This window comes from Radicibacter daui, assembly GCA_030657355.1.
In the GTDB taxonomy this organism is placed as follows: domain Bacteria; phylum Pseudomonadota; class Alphaproteobacteria; order Radicibacterales; family Radicibacteraceae; genus Radicibacter; species Radicibacter daui.
Window position 1 is genome coordinate 595,061 of the sequence record CP131056.1, and the last position, 17,275, is coordinate 612,335.

Consider the following 17,275-nt stretch of genomic DNA (forward strand, 5'->3'; position numbering starts at 1 on the left):
AGATGCAGTCCGGTATTAATGTTATTTGAATTATAAGGAGGCCTGCAAGACAAAGTTCCTGAAACAAAAGCGGATCGGGTGATGCTGAAGCGTCTGGAGCCAGTGCCTGCGGGCGGTGCCGACAAGGAAGACGAGGGTCTCGAATTCGATTTTGAGGGAACCCGGATTTCCGCTGCACCGGGGGACACTGTTGCCGCCGCGCTCATGCTTGCCGGCATCCGCACCACACGATCGACACCCGCAAGCGGCGCTTCCCGGGCCCCTTATTGCCTGATGGGAAGCTGCTTTGAGTGCCTCATGGAGATCGACGGCGTTCCAAACCGGCAGGCCTGCATGGTTGCCGTCCGCCCCGGCATGGTTGTGCGCCGGCAGGCCGGTGCCGCGAGGCTTGCCCTCACGGGCGGCCCGGAGGGGGGCTTGTGAAACAGTACCAGCTTGCAGTGATCGGTGCCGGCCCGGCCGGCATGGCCGCGGCGACGGAAGCTTCGCGGCAGGGCCTTTCGGTCATTGTGCTCGACGAGCAGGCCCAACCGGGTGGCCAGATCTACCGGGCAATTGAACAGGCATCGCCGCAGCGTCTCGCTGTCCTTGGTGCCGATTACGCAAAAGGGTCGGCACTGGCGGCCGGCTTCCGGGCCAGCGGGGCTGACTACCTGCCCTCGACATTGTTGTGGAATGCCGAGCGCAAGGACGGGCATTTCCTGCTCGACCTTTCAACAGGTGCAGGCAGCCGGCGCATAAGCGCCAGTCGCCTTCTGGTGGCGACGGGCGCCGTGGAGCGGCCAGTGCCTGTGCCGGGCTGGACATTGCCCGGGGTCACGACGGCGGGCGCCTTGCAGATTTTGCTGAAGGCACATGGCGGCGTGGCGCAGAGCGCCGTCCTTGCCGGGGCCGGGCCGCTGCTGCTGCTGCTTGCCCAGCAGATGATCGCAGCCGGTGTGGCCCCCCGCGCGGTGGTGGAGATCGGCCCGGCCAACCGGTTGCGCCGGGCCCTGCCGTTTCTGCCGCGCGCGCTCGCAGGCTGGCGCTATCTGGTAAAGGGCGCCGGCATGCTGCGGGCGCTTCGTCAGGCGGGTGTGGCCTGGTACCAGGGGGCATCGGGGTTCTGGATCGAAGGGAGTGGGGAGGCTACGGCCGTGCACTTCGAGATCGCCGGAGAGGCGCATCGGATCGAATGCAGCCAGGTTGCTCTCCATATGGGGGTGGTCCCCAACCCGCAGCTCACCCGGATGCTGCGCTGTGAGCATGACTGGCATCCCACCCAGCAGGCCTTTGTTCCGCGCACCGATGTCTTTTTTGAAACCAGCGAAGCTGGCGTTTTTGTCGCCGGTGACGGTGCCGGGATTGGCGGTGCCGCGTCGGCGGTCCTGCGCGGACAGCTTGTGGCCCTGCGCATTGCCGCGCTGGAAGGCGTCCGGGGCGCAGAGGCCCGTATCCCCGCCATTCGCCGGCGGCTGAAGCGCGATGCTGCCGTAAGGCCGTTTCTGGAAGCGCTCTATGCGCCGGCGGAAGAGGTTCTGAACCCGACCGATACGACGCTTGTGTGCCGCTGCGAGGAAGTTACGGCCGGCGCCATCCGGCAGGCCGTAGCGGGTGGGGCACCGGGCCCGAACCAGCTCAAGGCCTTTCTGCGCTGCGGCATGGGGCCGTGCCAGGGCAGAACTTGCGGCCCGGCGGTTACCGCCCTTGTCGCCCGCACGCGCGGCGTGTCAGAGGCCGAGGCCGGTTATTTCCGTGTCCGCCCGCCGCTGAAGCCGCTTCCGCTGAGCGAGCTCGCCGACATCGCCGAGGACTGAACCATCCGCGTGGCTCCGGCGGGACGGCCCTGCCGGGCCGGGGCCACTGTTTTCCTGTCTTCAATCAAGGAGAATGACGAATGATAACGCGCCACGTGCAAAGCAAGATCAACCATCGCGCCGTTGAGCATAACGGTGTGATCTATCTTGGCGGCATGGTCGCCGATGACAAGACGCTGGATGCCAGGGGGCAGGCCGGGCAGGCCTGCGCCAAGATTGAAAAGCTGCTGCTCGATCTGGGTTCGTCGAAGGAAAAGCTCCTGACGGCGACCGTCTATCTGGCCGATTTTTCGACCAAGCAGCAGATGAACGAGGCCTGGTGTGCCTGGCTCTCGCCCGACATCTTCCCGACCCGTACCTGTGTCGGCGCGGTGCTGGAGAAGGGCACGCTGGTCGAGATCACGGTGTCCGCCGCCAAATAAGGGCGCTTGCCTCACCCGGTGCGTCAGGGGGATGTGCCGGGGCGTAAAATGAAGAAGGGGGCCGCGAGGCCCCCTTCTCTGCCTCTGGCTCCTCCCCGGTTCAGGAGAGGGCCTTGGCGACCAGTGCCGGACCGTAGGAGGCTTCGGCTTCGGCACGGGTAAGGCGGCCATCCCGGATATCGCGCGCCAGCGCTGCCGGCTTGCGGTCGGCAGGCTTGCCGAAACCGCCACCGCCAGGCGTCTCCAGCCGCACGGACTGGCCTTTGCCCAGTCTGAGGTTGGTGGTCATGGCCTTCAGTTCCTGCTCCTGCGGCGTTCCGGCATCGAGCTTCAGATGGGCGACACGGCCGGGCAGGCCGCCATTGATGCCCGGTGCTCCTTCCCGGTGGCCGTCGGAGCGGGAGGTAAAGATGACGCCGCCGTTGGGAGCGGATATCTGCCGGGCGATGCCCATGCCGCCCCGGTGCTGACCGGCGCCGGCAGACCCGTTGACGAGCGCGTACTCGTCAACCAGCAGGTCGTATTCGACCTCAAGCGGTTCGATTGGAAGGTTGGAGGAGTTGGTGACGTGCACATGGATGCCATCCATGCCGTCGCCATCGAAGCGCGCGCCGCTGCCCCCGCCGATCGATTCAAGATAGACATACCCGCCGTCCCGGCCCCGGCGCTTGCCGGCAAATACCATGACGGGAACGATATCCTGGCCCGCGGCCTGTGCCTTTTCCGGCGGCAGCAACTGGGCAAAAGCACCGATCAGGGCGCGCACCACCTTGTTACAGGTGATGGAGCGAGCGCCAACGGCTGCCGGGGCGACCGGATTGAGCAGCGAGCCCTTCGGCGCGGAAATCTCGATCCCTTCGAACATGCCGGAGTTCGGCAGCAGATAGGGGTCGAGCAGTGTCTTGACGACATAATAGACCGAGGCGTTAAGCGCGCTGGCCACCACGTTTAGGCCGCCCTTGGCCTGCGGCCCCGTACCCTCGAAATCGACGATCAGCCGGTCGCCCTTCACCGTAACGTTGGCCTGGATCGGAACCGCGGTATCGTCTACGCCATCTCCCTCGATCATTGCGGAAAAGGAGGCGGTACCGTCTTTCATTTCGGCGATGCGGTTGCGCAGGCGGGCACCGGTATAGGCAAAGAGATCCTCGATGGCCCGGGAGACGTTTGCCACCCCGAGCGCCTCGTTCAGCTCCTTCATGAGCCGCGCGCCACGCTCGTTGGCTGCCGCCTGCACCTTGATGTCCAGCCAGCGTTCTTCCGGTGAGCGTGAGTTCAGCGAGATCAGGGACAGGAGATCTTCATCAAGTGCCCCCGCCCGGGCGAGCTTCATCACCGGCAGGCGCAGCCCTTCCTCGAAAATCGAGGTTGCCCCGCCATGGATCGAGCCCGGAACCGTACCGCCGACATCCGAATGGTGACCGATATTGGCGGTGAAATAGGCCGCCTTGCCGCCAATGAAGACCGGGGTGATGACCGAGATGTCTGGCGTGTGCGTGCCGCCGGCTACATAGGGGTCGGAGCAGATGAACACATCGCCGTCGACCATCTGCTCCGGCCGGTAGCGACCGAGCACGGCGTGCACGGACCCCATCAGGGAGCCGAGATGCAGCGGAATATGGCTTGCCTGGGCGATCAGCCGGCCGTCGGCAGAGAATAGGGCGACCGAACAGTCCTTGCGTTCCTTGATGTTGGAAGAAAAGGACGCGCGGATCATCGACGAGCCGATTTCGTCGGCAATCGCCAGCAGGCGGTTGGTGAAAACCTCCATGGCGATCGGGTCGCTCAGCTGGAAGCTTTCGGTCTTCGTGGCGGCGGTCATTTGCTTACCTCGAGGATCATCGTGCCGGTGCTGTCGATGCGGGCAGTAAAGCCGGGCTCGATGATGGTGGTGGAGGACATTTCCTGGATGATGGCGGGGCCGGCGATGGCGACACCGATGGGCAGCCGGGCGCGCTCGTAGAGCGCCGTCTCAAACCAGCCGCCGTCGAAATAGACCTGCCGGGTGCCGAGCGACGGTTCGCCGGCATCGGCCTTGTGGGCACTTTCCGGCTTGAGGGCGGAGGCGCCCTTCACCGACAGGCGCAGGTTGACGATCTCGACCGGCCGGCCGTCGATGTCATAGCCATATTCCTGCCGGTGGGAGGCCCGGAAGCCGGTCATGAAGGTGGCAAAATCGGTCTCGGGCCCCTGGGGCAGATCAACCTGCACCTCATGGTTCTGGCCGTCATAGCGGGCATCGGCGACATAGCTGAAGCGGCGGTCGGCTTCGCCGACACCTTCGCCGGCCAGCCAGTCGGCGCCTTCCTGCGTCATGCCGGCAAAAGTGCCCTGTATTTCCGCCCAGCCCTGCTGCGTGGCGGTCACCACGCCGGTGCGCACGAAGTCGAAGCCGACATCGGAGAGCAGGATGCCGCGGGCGCACATGGTCCCCGGTTGCGCTGGCACGATAACGGTGTCGATGCCGGTTTCTTTCGCCACGGCGGTGGCGAACAGCGGGCCGGCGCCGCCATAGGCGAAGAGCGCGAAATCGGCGAGCCGGTGGCCCTTTTCGGTCGAAACCGCACGGATGGCGCGGCCCATATTGGCAACGGCGATGCGCAGGATACCGAGCGCCGCTTCCTCGACGGAAAGGCCGAGCGGCCGGGCGATCTGCTCTTCGATGGCCCGGCGCGAGGCATCGGCATCAACCGTCATGCGGCCGGAAAGCAGCGTGTCGGAAGAAAGCCGCCCGAGAACGAGATTGGCATCCGTCGTGGTGGGTTCGGTACCGCCCCGGCCATAGGCGACCGGGCCGGGATGGGCGCCGGCCGAGCGCGGGCCGACTTTCAGCGCCCCGGCATCGTCGAGCCCGGCGATTGAACCGCCGCCGGCACCGATGACGTTGATGTCCAGCATCGGCGTGCGCACTGGATAATCGGCCACCAGCCGCGAGGTGGTAAAGGCCGGGCGCCCATCCAGCACCAGCGAAACGTCGGTGGAGGTGCCGCCGACATCGAAGGTCACGATGTTGGGGTAGTTCGACACGCCGGCAACCTGCGCGGCGCCGACCACGCCGGCAGCGGGGCCGGAAAGGCAGGTCCGCACCGGGAAGGCCCGCACGGTGTCGACTGACATCAGCCCGCCATTGGAGTGGATGGTGCGCGGCGCGGTGGTCATGCCGATGGCCTGCAGCCGGGTGACGAACTGCGCCAGATAGCGGTCCATGCGCGGGCCGACATAGGCATTGATGACGGTGGTGGAGAAACGCTCGTACTCCCGGTACTCCGGCAGCACTTCACTCGACAACGACACATAGGCCTCCGGCATTACCTCCCGCACGATCTGCGCGGCGCGCATCTCATGGCGGGCATCCCGGTAGGCGTGCAGGAAACAGACGGCGACCGCCTGCATGCCCGCAGCCTTCATGGCTTCGGCGGCCGCCCGCACCTCATCCTCGTTCAGCGGGACCAGCACGTTGCCATCGGCATCCAGCCGTTCGTTCACCTCGATCGACATGTAGCGCTCGACCAGCGGGGCCGGCTTGGTGATGGCATAGTCATAGAGATGCGGGCGGGTCTGGCGGCCGATCTCCAGCACATCGCGGCATCCGCGGGTGGTGATGAGGCCGGTGGGCACGCCGCGCCGCTCGATCACCATGTTGGTGGCGACCGTGGTGCCATGGCCGATGAATTCGAACAGCGCCGGATCCAGCCCTTCCTGCTCGACGAAATAGCGCAGGCCGGTCTCGATCGCTTCCGACGGGTCATGCGGGGTGGACGAGGTCTTGAAGTGGCGGGTGAAGCCGCTGCCCATCTCGATGGCGGTAAAGTCGGTGAAAGTGCCGCCGACATCGAAGCTGATACGGTACATGACGTTAAATCTCCAGGGGGCGACGCCTTAACGCGCCACCGGCATCAACAGGTCGGGAAGGAAGAGGGTGATCGAGGGGAAGAAGGCGACCAGCAGCGCCACCACCACCATCGCGAAGTAGAAGGGCAGCAAGGCCCTGGTCAGTGTGCCCATGCCGATCTTTGCCACCGACATCACGGTGTAGAGCACCAGCCCCACCGGCGGGGTGATGGTGCCGATCATCATGGTGACGACGATCATCACGCCCATGTGCACGGTATCGATGTGGAAGCTGTGGGCGAGCGCCAGGAAGGTGGGGACCAGCAGCACCAGTGCCGCCAGCACCTCCATGAACATGCCGACGATCAGCAGCACGATCACCATCACCAGGATAACGGCCGACGGGCTCACCAGCAGGCCCTGCATGGCGTCCACCAGTTGTACCGGCAGGCGCTGGATCGAGATGATCCAGCCGAAGACGGCAGAGGCAGCGATGATCAGCAGGGTGGAGGCGGTGGTGCGCACCGCGCCGGCCAGCGCCGCCCAGATCTGCCGGGCGTCGAAGCCGAAGGTGAAGCAGCCCACCACCATGATGTAGAGCACCACCACCACGGAGGCTTCTGTCGGGGTAAAGATGCCGGCCAGGATCCCGCCCAGCAGGATAACCGGCGCCATCAGCGCCGGCAGCGCCCGCCAGAAGCAGGAGATCACCTCGGGCATCGTCGCGCGGGGCATCTTCGGTGCCGGTTCACGGCCGGTTTTGACCAGAACCCAGACGATGACCATCAGCGCGAAGGCAACGAGCAGGCCCGGGATGGCGCCGCCGAGGAACAGCCGTCCGACGCTTTCTTCCGCAAGGAAGCCATAGACGACGAGCGTGATCGACGGCGGGATGATGGGCCCGATGGTGGCCGAGGCGGCGGTGACGGCGGCGGAGAAGCGCTCGGTATAGCCCGCTTGCTTCATGGCCTTGATTTCAACGGCACCCAGCCCGCCCGCATCGGCCACGGCCGACCCGGACATGCCGGCAAAGATGACCGACGCCACAACATTCACGTGGCCAAGGCCGCCGGTAATGTGGCGCACCAGCACACCGGCGAAGGCGAAGATCCGCTCGGTCACGCCCATGCCGTTCATCAGGTTGCCCGCCAGCAGGAACATGGGGATGGCCAGCAGGGAGAAGCTGTCGATGCCGCCGGAGGCGCGCATGGTCAACTGCACTTCAGGCAGGCCCGTCACCAGGATGTAGACGGCGGAGGAGGCCAGCATCGTGTAGGCCACCGGCATTCCCAGGATCAGCAGTCCGAAGAACAGGGCGGCGAAAAGCAGCGGCGTCATGTCAGATGATCTCCTGGACTTCGGTCTGGACCGGAGCCTGCCCCGTCAGATCGCGCCAGATCGCCTCGAGCGCGAAAATGATGGTCAGGCCGGCGCCGAGGGCGAACGGCAGGAGCACGAAGACGAATTTTGAGGTGTAGGGGCTGTGCGGCACCGTGCCGAACTGCACACGCGCCATCAGCGGCTGCAGCTTGCCGACCTGGGTCAGCACATAGGCCAGCACGGCGATCACCACGAGGTGGATGATGATGCGCACGGCTTTCTGGATGACCGGTGGCGTGGTTGCCTCGATCAGCCCCACAGCGATATGGCCGCGCTCGCGATAGACCATCGCGGCGCCGATAAAGGTCATCCAGACCAGGGCAGCCTCGGCGATGGCATCGGTTGAGTCGATCGGCGCGTTGAAGACGTATCGCGATATGATCTGTGCCGAGAGCGCCGCGAAGATCACGAAAGCCATCAGGACGCAGAAGATGAGGACCAGACGTGAGGTCCAGTCGAGGAGGCGGACCATGGTCGCTCCTTGCAGAAGCAGCGGCAGAGGCTGCCATGATATCAGGAGGCCAGCGCCGCCACAGGCGGCGCTGGCAAACGCGAAACGGTCAGTCCGCCAGGGCCTGGATCTTGTCCCACCAGCCGGCGGGGATCAGCTTCTGCGCTTCGAAATCGGCCTTCTTGCTGGCGATCATGGCGGAGAACTGGGCCCGGGCCTCCGGGGTCATGTCGCAGAAGGTAACGCCGGCCGCCTTCATGGCGTCGCGGTTCGGTGCTTCTTCATCCTTGACCAGCTGGGTGAAGTAGTCGCCGGCCTCGTTCGCCGCGTCGACGACGATCTTCTGGTCTTCCGGGCTGATGGCCTGGAAGGCCGATTCAGCGACATAGACCGAATTCTGCGGATACATCATCTGGGCGTCGGTGATGTAGGGCAGCACTTCGTAGAGCTTTGACGAATAGACCTGTTCGCCGGCGGATTCAGTCATGTCGACGAGGCGTTGCTTGAGCGCCATGTAGGTTTCGCCATAGGCGATGGTGGCCGGCACGGTCCCGAGTGCCTTCCAGCCGGCGACGAACATCGGCAGGTTCGGGGCACGGGTACGCTTGCCGGCGATATCCGCCGGTGAGGCGATGCAGCTTTCGCGGCTCAGGAACACGCGCGGCAGGCGGAACCAGTTGGTCGCGATGATGCGGACGTTGAAACCGTCGCGCAGCTTCTTGTCCAGCTCGGCGGCCATGTCCGACTTCATGAAGTTCAGGAAGTGCTGCTCGCTCCTGAACACGAAGGGCATGTCGATGACGCCATATTCGGACACCAGGTTCGAGGCGTTGGAGCCGGAGGAGATGTAACCTTCCTGGCCTCCGGCGGCCATGGCCTCGATCTGGGACGGGCCGTCGCCGAGCTGCGAGCCTTCATAGAAATTCACGGTCACCCGGCCCTTGGTGCGTTCGGTCACCAGTTCCGCAAACTTCTTCGAGGCGACGGTGACCGGCGCATTGGGCGGGTTGATGCCGCCGAACGTCCAGGTCACGTCGGCCAGTGCCGGGGTGCTGAGCAAGCTGATGGCGGCGATGGAAGCCATTGTGCGGAGCACAGAAAAACGGATCGTCATGAAGTCATTCCCTGCTGCTGTTCGGTTTGTTCGTTTTTGCAGATGTCGGTCTGCCGGCCGTCTCAGGTGAAACGTCTCGCAGAAAAGGCTGCGAATTCGGGGGGGCGCTGCCCGCCCATCAACCAGTGGGCCAGCGGTCCGCGGTGCGCGGAGGCAAGCGTGACGCCGCTATGGGTCGAGGCGACAAAAATGCCGGGATGGGTTGGGGATTCGTCATAAACAGGATCGCCGTCGGGCGTTAGCACCCGTAACGCAGCCCAGGCCCGCACCACGCGCGCATGGGCGATGGCCGGGAAGGCCCGCGCCGCGCGGCGCGCCAGATAACTGATGCCGGAGGAGGTTGCGCGGTCATGCTCGCCCTCTTCCTTTGTGTCGCCGATCAGTACCGTTCCTTCCGGCAACTGGCGCAGGCCGGATGTCACGACATCCAGAAAGGGCTGGAGCCGTTCGGTGACCAGGATTTGTCCGCGCTGGCCGATCACGACATCGGGAAAGCCGAACGGACGCGCCAGGGCATTGGTGCCGAGGCCTGCGGCGATCAGCACTCTGGGTGACCACACACTGAACTCCGGTGTGGTCACCCGGTAGCCACTGCCGCTCGGAGTAATTCCCAGGACGGGCTGCGCCGTCTTCAAGGCCCCCCCGAGCCTTGAATAGGCCTCCGCCAGCCCCCGGTAGAGAGCCAGGGAATGGCAGTCCCCGTCCTGGGTCGAGAACGAGGCGCCGACCACATCCGGCCCGATACCGGGCAGGAGGGACCGCACCTCGTCGCGACGGATCATCCGCGCGTCGTTATCGGGAAAACCATACCCGGCGATCTTCTGGATGAGCCGGGAACGGGCGTCGAATTCTTCTTCGGAAAGGCACAGATGCAGCCCGGCGCCGGTGCGAAGGCCGGTATCGATGCCGGTGAGCTCGCGGATCTCATCCTGGAACGCGGGCCAGGCGGCGATGGCGCGCTGGGTCCAGGCGGCATAATCCCGCCCGCGGGCACCTTTGCTCTGGCCCCAGATCAGGCCGAAATTGCCGCGTGAGGCGCGCAGGGAGGTATCGCCGGCATCGAAGGCCAGCACGCTTGCACCAAGGGACAGGGCGCCGACGCCGACAGCCATGCCGACAAGGCCGCCGCCTGCGATTACCAGTTCCCGGGTGCCAAGGTCTTCCATGCGTCGCGCTGCTCACTGACGTAACCGTGAGATATCAGGCGGCAATGGTTGGTATAATTCAAATAACAATATCGGGCACTGAATTCCGATTTTGTTATGATTTGGGCATCTCGTGGGCTTTTTTGACCGGCCCGGACGGGGCTCTGCCGGAGGGCCTCAATAAACCGGCGGGCAGACCACCCAGATCACCACGGCGGGCTCGTCCCCGTCATTGCGCCAGGAATATTCGGTCCCGGAAAACTGGAAGCTGTCGCCGGGCTGCAGCGCGACCTCAAGGCTGCCGATGGTCATTTTCAGCGTGCCGGATATCAGCACACCGCCATCTTCCTTCGGGCGAATAGCCATCATGCCGCCGCTGTCCGAATGCGGGGCAAAGACGGATTTGATCATCTCGAAACCGCCGCTCAGGGTCGGCGACAGCAATTCCTCGACGAGGCCGGTTTCGTGCGAGCCGATCGGCATGCGGTCGGCGGCACGCAGGATGATGCCCTGTTCTTCCGGCCGGCGGCTGGAGGAGCGGAAGAAAAACGAGATGGTGATGCCGAAATGCTCGGCGATGCGCCCGAGGTCGTGGACGGAGGGCGCGGCATTGCCGCGCTCGATCTGACTCAGCCAGCCGGTCGAACGCCCCACCACATCGGCAACATCCTTGAGGGTCATGCCCCGTGCCTTGCGCAGGGCGCGGATGTCGGCACCGACCTGTTTGTTCATGAAATTCAGGCTCTTTAACGGTTTTCGGGACCTGTAAGGCGCCGTTGGGCCAAGCCTAGACGGGGTGTTCCCTCGGTTCAATAAACTATAAAAAACGCACGAAAATTTATTTTGGTAAAAAAATTCCACAAAATTATAGTCTGTTTTTTCCCGAAGCGGCGCCCGGTACGGGCGTATACCCCCCGACCCAGTGAGTTGAAGATGAGCGCAGTTCCCCCCAGAGCGCGTGTTGTGATCATCGGTGGCGGCATTTCCGGATGTTCGGTGGCGTATCATCTGGCGAAACTCGGCTGGAGCGACATTGTCCTGCTGGAGAGAAAGCAGCTGACCTGTGGTACCACCTGGCACGCCGCCGGCCTGATCGGCCAGTTGCGCCCGAGCCAGAACATGACGCGGCTCGCCAAATATTCAGCGGACCTTTATGCCCGGCTTGAGGCCGAGACCGGTCTTGCCACCGGACTCCGGCAATGCGGCTCCATCACTGTTGCCCTGACGGCGGAGCGGCATGAGGAGATCCTGCGTCAGGCCGGTGTTGCGCGCGCCTATGGCGTGGAAGTCAACGAACTGAGCCCGGCCGAAGTGCTGGAGCGTTACCCCCATCTCGATCTTTCCGGTGTTGTTGCCGGCGTTCACCTGCCGGGGGACGGGCAGGCCGATCCGGGCAACATTGCCCTCGCCCTTGCCAAGGGCGCGCGGCTGCACGGCGCGCGCATCATCGAACAGGTCAAGGTCACGCGGGTCCGGAGCGCGGGCGGGCGGGTAACCGGCGTCGATTACATGCAGGATGATGAGCCGGGCCATATCGCCGCGGACATGGTGGTCAATTGCGGCGGCATGTGGGGCCGGGACCTTGCGGCGCAGAACGGCGTCACTCTGCCCCTCCATGCCTGCGAGCACTTCTATGTGGTGACGGAGAGCATTCCGGGCCTGACGCAGTTGCCGGTGCTGCGGGTGCCGGACGAGTGCGCCTATTACAAGGAAGATGCCGGCAAGCTTCTCATCGGTGCCTTCGAGCCGGTGGCCAAGCCCTGGGGCATGGAGGGCATCGGGGAGGATTTCTGTTTCGACCAGTTGCCCGAGGATTTCGACCATTTCGTGCCGATCCTTGAGCAGGCCATCGCCCGCATGCCGCTGCTGACGCAGACCGGCATTCATACCTTCTTCAACGGGCCGGAGAGTTTCACGCCCGACGGGCGCTACTATCTGGGTGAGGCACCGGAGCTCAAGGGGTACTGGGTTGCCGCCGGCTATAACTCCATCGGCATCGTTTCCTCCGGCGGGGCCGGCATGGCGCTTGCCCACTGGATGAATGACGGCGAGGCCCCGTTCGACCTGTGGGAGGTGGATATCCGCCGTGCCCAGCCCTTCCAGAAGAACCGCAGCTATCTGCAGGCCCGCGTGAAGGAAACGCTCGGCCTGCTTTATGCCGATCATTTTCCCTACCGGCAGATGGCCACGGCGCGCGGCGTACGCCGTTCGCCGCTGCATGCGCAGTTGAAGGCGCGCGGGGCGGTGTTTGGCGAACTGGCGGGCTGGGAGCGGGCCAACTGGTTTGCACTGCCGGGCGGAGAGACGGAGTACCGCTATAGCTGGAAACGCCAGAACTGGTTTGAAAACTCCCGCGCCGAGCATCTGGCACTGCGGCAGGGTGTCGGGCTGCTCGACATGAGTTCCTTCGGCAAGATCAGGGTCGAGGGCCGCGACGCCCTGGCTTTCCTCCAGCAGATGTGCGCCAACGATCTCGACGTTCCTGTCGGGGCGATTGCCTACACGCAAATGCTGAATGTCCGTGGGGGCATTGAAAGTGACCTGACGGTTACTCGCCTCGGGGAGACGGCCTTCTTTCTCACCGTCCCGGCGGCAACGGTGCAGCGGGATCTTGCCTGGCTGCGGCGCCATCTGGGGGATGCCTTTGTCGTTATGACCGATGTGACGGCAGCCGAGGCAGTCATCCCGGTCATGGGGCCGCGCTCGCGTGAGCTTCTGCGGCGGGTCAGTCCCGACAGTTTTTCAAATGCGGTGCACCCCTTCGGCACGGCGCGGGAGGTCGAGATCGGCATGGGGCTCGTCCGTGCGCACCGGGTCAGTTATGTCGGCGAGCTGGGGTGGGAGCTTTTTGTCAGTGCCGACCAGGCCGCGCATGTGCTGGAGGTACTCCTTGACGCCGGCGGCGACATGGGGCTGCGCCTGTGCGGATTGCATGCGATGGATAGCTGCCGGCTTGAAAAGGCGTTCCGCCATTTCGGCCATGATATTTCCAGCGAAGATCATGTGCTGGAGGCCGGGCTCGGCTTTGCCGTGCGGACCCGCAAGAACAGTGGCTTTATCGGCAGGGAAGCTGTCCTGAGGCGGCGCGACGAGGGGATGCGGCGGCGCTTGATGCAATTCCGCCTCAAGGACCCGGAGCCGCTGCTCTATCACAACGAGCCTGTGCTGCGGGATGGCCGCCTTGTCGGCCATCTGACCTCAGGCGGTTACGGCCACGCGCTCGGGAGTGCCGTGGGCCTGGGCTATGTGCCTTGCAGCCACACCGGTGAGGGCGCGGAGGAAATGCTCGCCTCGGACTATGTCGTCGAAATCGCTGGCAAGAGACACGAGGCGGAGGTCTCCCTCCGGCCGATGTATGATCCTGAGGGGCTGCGGGTGCGAGGGTGAGCGAGCGTGCCAATTCATCACCCCGCTGCCGACAGGCGGCAGCGGGGCGTGTATTTCAGGCAGTCCGGCGTCTGCGCTGCATCCAGATGATCAGCGCAAACAGGGCGAAAGCCGGCAGCATGAACCAGTTGCGTGACGGCCGGTTGGCACTGGCGAGGATGCCGGTGATCCGGTCGCCGAATTGCAGACGGAACTTGTCGGCCTGGCTGCCTGGCCGCACCGCGCCAATCGACACATCGCCGCCGAAGTCGGAAACCATCAGGCCGGCGGCATCCAGCCTTTGTGCGGCCGTTCCCTCCTTGCCGATATCGAGCCGGACGATCTTGTCGACGTCATCGCCATTGTAGTTGGTGCTGGCCAGCTTGAGGCGAAGGGGCGTGCCGGCGGGCACAGTGTCTACATATTGCTCAAAGCCCGTCGCCGGCTTTTCCACATAGGGCTTGTCGATCATGTTGAGCCAGAAGCCGGGGCGGAACAGGGTGAAGGTGATGAGCAGCAGCGCGAGTGTCTCGTACCAGCGGTTTTTGGTCAGCAGCCAGTTCTGCGTAGCGGCCACGAAGGCCACCATGGCGGCAACGGATGCCAGGATGACGATGGCGGTATCGAGCGGCCCCTTGAGGTCAATCAGCAGCAGCCCGCTGTTGAAGATGAAGATGAAGGGCAGAAGGCCGGTCCGGACTTCGTATTTGAAGCCCTGGAAGCCCGTCTTCACCGGATCGGCGCCGGAAATGGCAGCGGCCGCATAGGCGGCAAGGCCGACGGGCGGCGTCACATCGGCCATCAGGCCGAAATAGAAGACGAAGAGATGCACGGCGATGAGCGGCACGGCGAGATCGTTCTGGGCAGCGATATCCACCATCACCGGGGCCATCAGCGTGGCGACAACCACATAGCTTGCCGTCGTCGGCATGCCCATGCCCAGTACCAGGCAGATGAGCGCGGTGAAGACGAGCATGATCAGGAAACTGCCGCCGGAGATAAGCTCCACCAGCTCCGTCATCACCAGGCCCACGCCGGTCAGCAGCACGGTGCCGACGATGATGCCGGCTGCCGCTGTTGCTATGCCCACTGTCGACATGTTGCGGGCGGAAGAGGCAAGCCCGTCGACAAGGTCATGAACACCCTGCTTCCAGGGGGTAATCAGGTCCTTTTCCTTGCGGAAGAAGGCAGTTAGCGGCCTTTGGGTTACCAGCAGGGCCATCAGCGCTACCGCTCCCCAGAAGGCGGAGAGCCCGGGCGAAAGCTCCTTCACCATCAGGCACCATATAAGCAGCACGACCGGCAGCAGGAAATGCAGGCCGGTGCGGGCCGTCTCGCCGAAATGCGGTACGGAGAGGATGTCGCTCTGCATATCTTCCAGCGGCAGGTCGGGATGGCGGGCGCGGTGGGCGATGAGGCCGATATAAACGGCCACCATGACGGCGCTGACGATCCAGCTTGCCGCCGCACCGAAGGCCGCCTCTGTCCAGCCGATGCCGTAATAGACGAGGCCGCACAGGATAATGAAGCCGGCAATGCCCATCAGCGCCCGGGCAATGCCCTGCAGGCGCGAGGCATGGCGGGCAGCAGGCAGGCCCTTGAGGCCCATCTTCATCGCCTCGATATCGACGATGTAGAACAGCGAGCCATAGGTCAGGATCGCCGGCAGGAAGGCGTGCTTGATCACTTCCGAATAGGGGATGCCGACATATTCGGCGATCAGGAAGGCCGCTGCGCCCATCACCGGTGGCATGATCTGGCCGTTGACGCCGGCCGCGCACTCGATGGCGCCGGCCTTGACCGGCGAGTAGCCCACCTTTTTCATCAGGGGGATGGTGAAGGTACCGGTGGTCACCACATTGGCGATAGAAGAGCCGGAGATCATGCCGGTAAGGCCGGAGGCGACGACCCCCGCCTTGGCTGGCCCGCCGCGATAGCGCCCGAGCATGGAGAAGGCGAGCTGGATGAAATAACCGCCAGCTCCTGCCTTCTCCAGCAAGGTGCCGAACAGCACGAACATGAAGACGACGTTGGTGGAAACGCCGAGCGCCACACCGAACACCCCTTCGGAGGTGAGCCACATCTGCGAGGACGCGCGCGACAGGCTTGCGCCCTTATGGCCGAGCAGGCCGGGCATCCAGGGGCCGACGAAGATATAGACCAGCATCAGCCCGGCGATGACGGTGATCGCCGGACCCACGGCGCGGCGCGCGGCTTCCAGCAGCACAAGCACACCGATGATGGAGACGACGAGGTCTGCTGTTGTCGGCAGGCCGGGGCGCTGCGCGATATCGCGGTAGAAGACCACGAGATAGAGCGCGCAGGCTGCGCCTGCCACTGCCAGCGCCCAGTCGGCAAGCGGAATGCGTTCGCGCGAGGAGGATTTAAAGGCCGGGAAGGTCAACAGCGCCAGAAACAGCGCAAAGGCGAGGTGGATGAAGCGGGCAATTCCGTCCGACACCACGCCCATATTGATGATGAAGGGAATGGGGGAGGCGTACCAGAGCTGGAAGAGCGACCAGGCAAGGGCGGTCAGGAAGACAAGCTTGCCCGCGAGGCCCACCGGTTTGCGCCCGCCCGTGTCGGCTTCGGCGACAATCTCGTGCAGCTTGTCGACGTCGAAATCGCCGGAAGCGGCCGGCCCGTTCAAATCCGCCATCCCAGTATCCCCAATGGCTTGTGCCTGGGCCCGCCCTCGGGCCGGCCCAGCATTATTTTTAAATGAAACTACCTGCTGAAAAGGAAGTCAGGGGCGCTCCGGAAAGAGCGCCCCTGTTGCCGGATCAGATCACATCCAGCCCTTTTCCTTGTAGTACTTCACGGCGCCCGGATGCAGCGGGGCGGAGAGGCCGGCCTTGACCATCTCCTTGGGGTCCAGGTTGGCGAAAGCCGGGTGCAGCTTCTTGAAGTCGTCGAAATTCTCGAACACCGCCTTCACCAGATTGTAGACGACATCATCCGGCGTCTCGGAGCTGGTGACGACCGTGGCGCGCACGCCATAGGTCTCGGTCGGGTCCGGGGTGCCGGCATACATGCCGCCCGGAATGGTCGCCTTGGAGTAGTAGGGATGGGCGGCGACCAGCGCGTCGACGGCGGGGCCGGTCAGCGAAATCAGCTTGGCGCCGCAGGCGGTTGTCGGGCTCTGGATGGCGGCCGAAGGGTGACCGACACCGTAGAAGAAGCCGTCGATCTTGTTGTCGCACAGCGCCGTGCCCTGCTCGTCAGCCTTGAGCTCGCCGGCAAGGGAGAAGTCGCTCAGCGACCAGCCCATCTGCTTCAGCAGCTCTTCCATCGAGGCGCGGGTGCCGGAGCCGGGATTGCCGACATTGAAGCGCTTGCCCTTGAAATCCTCGAACTTGGAAACGCCGACATCCGGGCGTGCCAGAACGGTAAAGGGTTCCGGATGCACCGCAAACACGGCGCGCAGCCCCTTGAAGGCCTTGCCGTCGAAATTGCCGGTACCGTTATAGGCCTGGTACTGCACATCCGACTGGGCGAGGCCGAAGTCGAGGTCGCCGGTCTGGATGGCGTTGACGTTGAAGACGGAGCCGCCGGTGGATTCGGTCGAGCAGCGGATATGGGTGGTAGAACGGCTCTGGTTCATCAGGCGGCAGACGGCGCCGCCCACGGCGTAATAAACGCCGGTTACGCCGCCGGTGCCGATGGTCACGAACTTGTCGGCGGCATGGGACGCCTGCGGCACGACCACGGCGGTTGCCGCCGCGAACAGAAGCGTCGTGATGGATTTCCCGAAACGTATCATTTTCTGC

General features: G+C 64.3%; 13 protein-coding genes. 4 read left to right on the forward strand and 9 right to left on the reverse strand.

Translation table 11 applies throughout. From position 1 onward, the window contains the following. The first annotated feature begins 81 nt into the window (after positions 1–81). From QTL98_RS02865 to QTL98_RS02875, 3 genes are all read left to right on the forward strand, one after another. Positions 82–423 (forward strand): (2Fe-2S)-binding protein, encoded by a 342-nt coding sequence (locus tag QTL98_RS02865; protein ID WP_445680718.1) that lies wholly within the window; start codon positions 82–84, stop codon positions 421–423. Then, positions 420–1,796 (forward strand): FAD-dependent oxidoreductase, encoded by a 1,377-nt coding sequence (locus tag QTL98_RS02870; RefSeq protein ID WP_445680719.1) that lies wholly within the window; start codon positions 420–422, stop codon positions 1,794–1,796. Before QTL98_RS02865 ends, QTL98_RS02870 begins: the two co-directional genes overlap by 4 nt. A gap of 80 nt (positions 1,797–1,876) precedes the next feature. Continuing rightward, positions 1,877–2,218, forward strand: coding sequence for a RidA family protein (locus QTL98_RS02875; protein ID WP_445680720.1), 342 nt, complete (start codon positions 1,877–1,879; stop codon positions 2,216–2,218). 100 nt (positions 2,219–2,318) lie between these two features. On the opposite strand, the gene QTL98_RS02880 is transcribed toward QTL98_RS02875, so the two are convergent. From QTL98_RS02880 to QTL98_RS02910, 7 genes are all read right to left on the reverse strand, one after another. Continuing rightward, positions 2,319–4,040 carry a hydantoinase B/oxoprolinase family protein gene (locus tag QTL98_RS02880; protein ID WP_445680721.1) on the reverse strand — a complete coding sequence of 574 codons (1,722 nt, stop codon included), beginning with the start codon at positions 4,038–4,040 and terminating at the stop codon, positions 2,319–2,321. Continuing rightward, a complete protein-coding gene (locus QTL98_RS02885; protein WP_445680722.1) occupies positions 4,037–6,070 on the reverse strand; it encodes a hydantoinase/oxoprolinase family protein in 2,034 nt (677 codons plus the stop codon). The genes QTL98_RS02880 and QTL98_RS02885 overlap by 4 nt, the downstream gene beginning before the upstream one ends. A 27-nt stretch (positions 6,071–6,097) precedes the next feature. Continuing rightward, positions 6,098–7,387 carry a TRAP transporter large permease gene (locus QTL98_RS02890; RefSeq protein ID WP_445680723.1) on the reverse strand — a complete coding sequence of 430 codons (1,290 nt, stop codon included), beginning with the start codon at positions 7,385–7,387 and terminating at the stop codon, positions 6,098–6,100. A gap of 1 nt (position 7,388) precedes the next feature. After that, positions 7,389–7,901: a TRAP transporter small permease gene (locus QTL98_RS02895; RefSeq protein WP_445680724.1), complete on the reverse strand. Its 513-nt coding sequence runs from the start codon at positions 7,899–7,901 to the stop codon at positions 7,389–7,391. Between the two features lie 88 nt (positions 7,902–7,989). Next, the gene (locus QTL98_RS02900) at positions 7,990–8,994 is read right to left on the reverse strand and encodes a TRAP transporter substrate-binding protein (RefSeq protein WP_445680725.1); all 1,005 of its coding nucleotides are present in this window, start codon (positions 8,992–8,994) and stop codon (positions 7,990–7,992) included. Between the two features lie 62 nt (positions 8,995–9,056). Further along, on the reverse strand, positions 9,057–10,160 hold the full coding sequence (locus QTL98_RS02905; protein WP_445680726.1) for an NAD(P)/FAD-dependent oxidoreductase: 1,104 nt from the start codon (positions 10,158–10,160) through the stop codon (positions 9,057–9,059). Positions 10,161–10,316: 156 nt separating this feature from the next. Continuing rightward, positions 10,317–10,871 (reverse strand): helix-turn-helix domain-containing protein, encoded by a 555-nt coding sequence (locus QTL98_RS02910; RefSeq protein WP_445680727.1) that lies wholly within the window; start codon positions 10,869–10,871, stop codon positions 10,317–10,319. A gap of 201 nt (positions 10,872–11,072) precedes the next feature. Here QTL98_RS02910 and QTL98_RS02915 point away from each other — a divergent pair, with 201 nt between their 5' ends. After that, positions 11,073–13,526: a GcvT family protein gene (locus QTL98_RS02915; RefSeq protein ID WP_445680728.1), complete on the forward strand. Its 2,454-nt coding sequence runs from the start codon at positions 11,073–11,075 to the stop codon at positions 13,524–13,526. A 55-nt stretch (positions 13,527–13,581) separates the two neighbouring features. On the opposite strand, the gene QTL98_RS02920 is transcribed toward QTL98_RS02915, so the two are convergent. Both QTL98_RS02920 and QTL98_RS02925 read right to left on the reverse strand, forming a co-directional pair. Continuing rightward, positions 13,582–16,164, reverse strand: coding sequence for a TRAP transporter permease (locus QTL98_RS02920; protein ID WP_445680729.1), 2,583 nt, complete (start codon positions 16,162–16,164; stop codon positions 13,582–13,584). Positions 16,165–16,293: 129 nt separating this feature from the next. Continuing rightward, complete coding sequence (locus tag QTL98_RS02925) at positions 16,294–17,268, reverse strand: TAXI family TRAP transporter solute-binding subunit (protein WP_445680730.1); 975 nt, start codon at positions 17,266–17,268, stop codon at positions 16,294–16,296. Positions 17,269–17,275 lie beyond the last annotated feature (7 nt).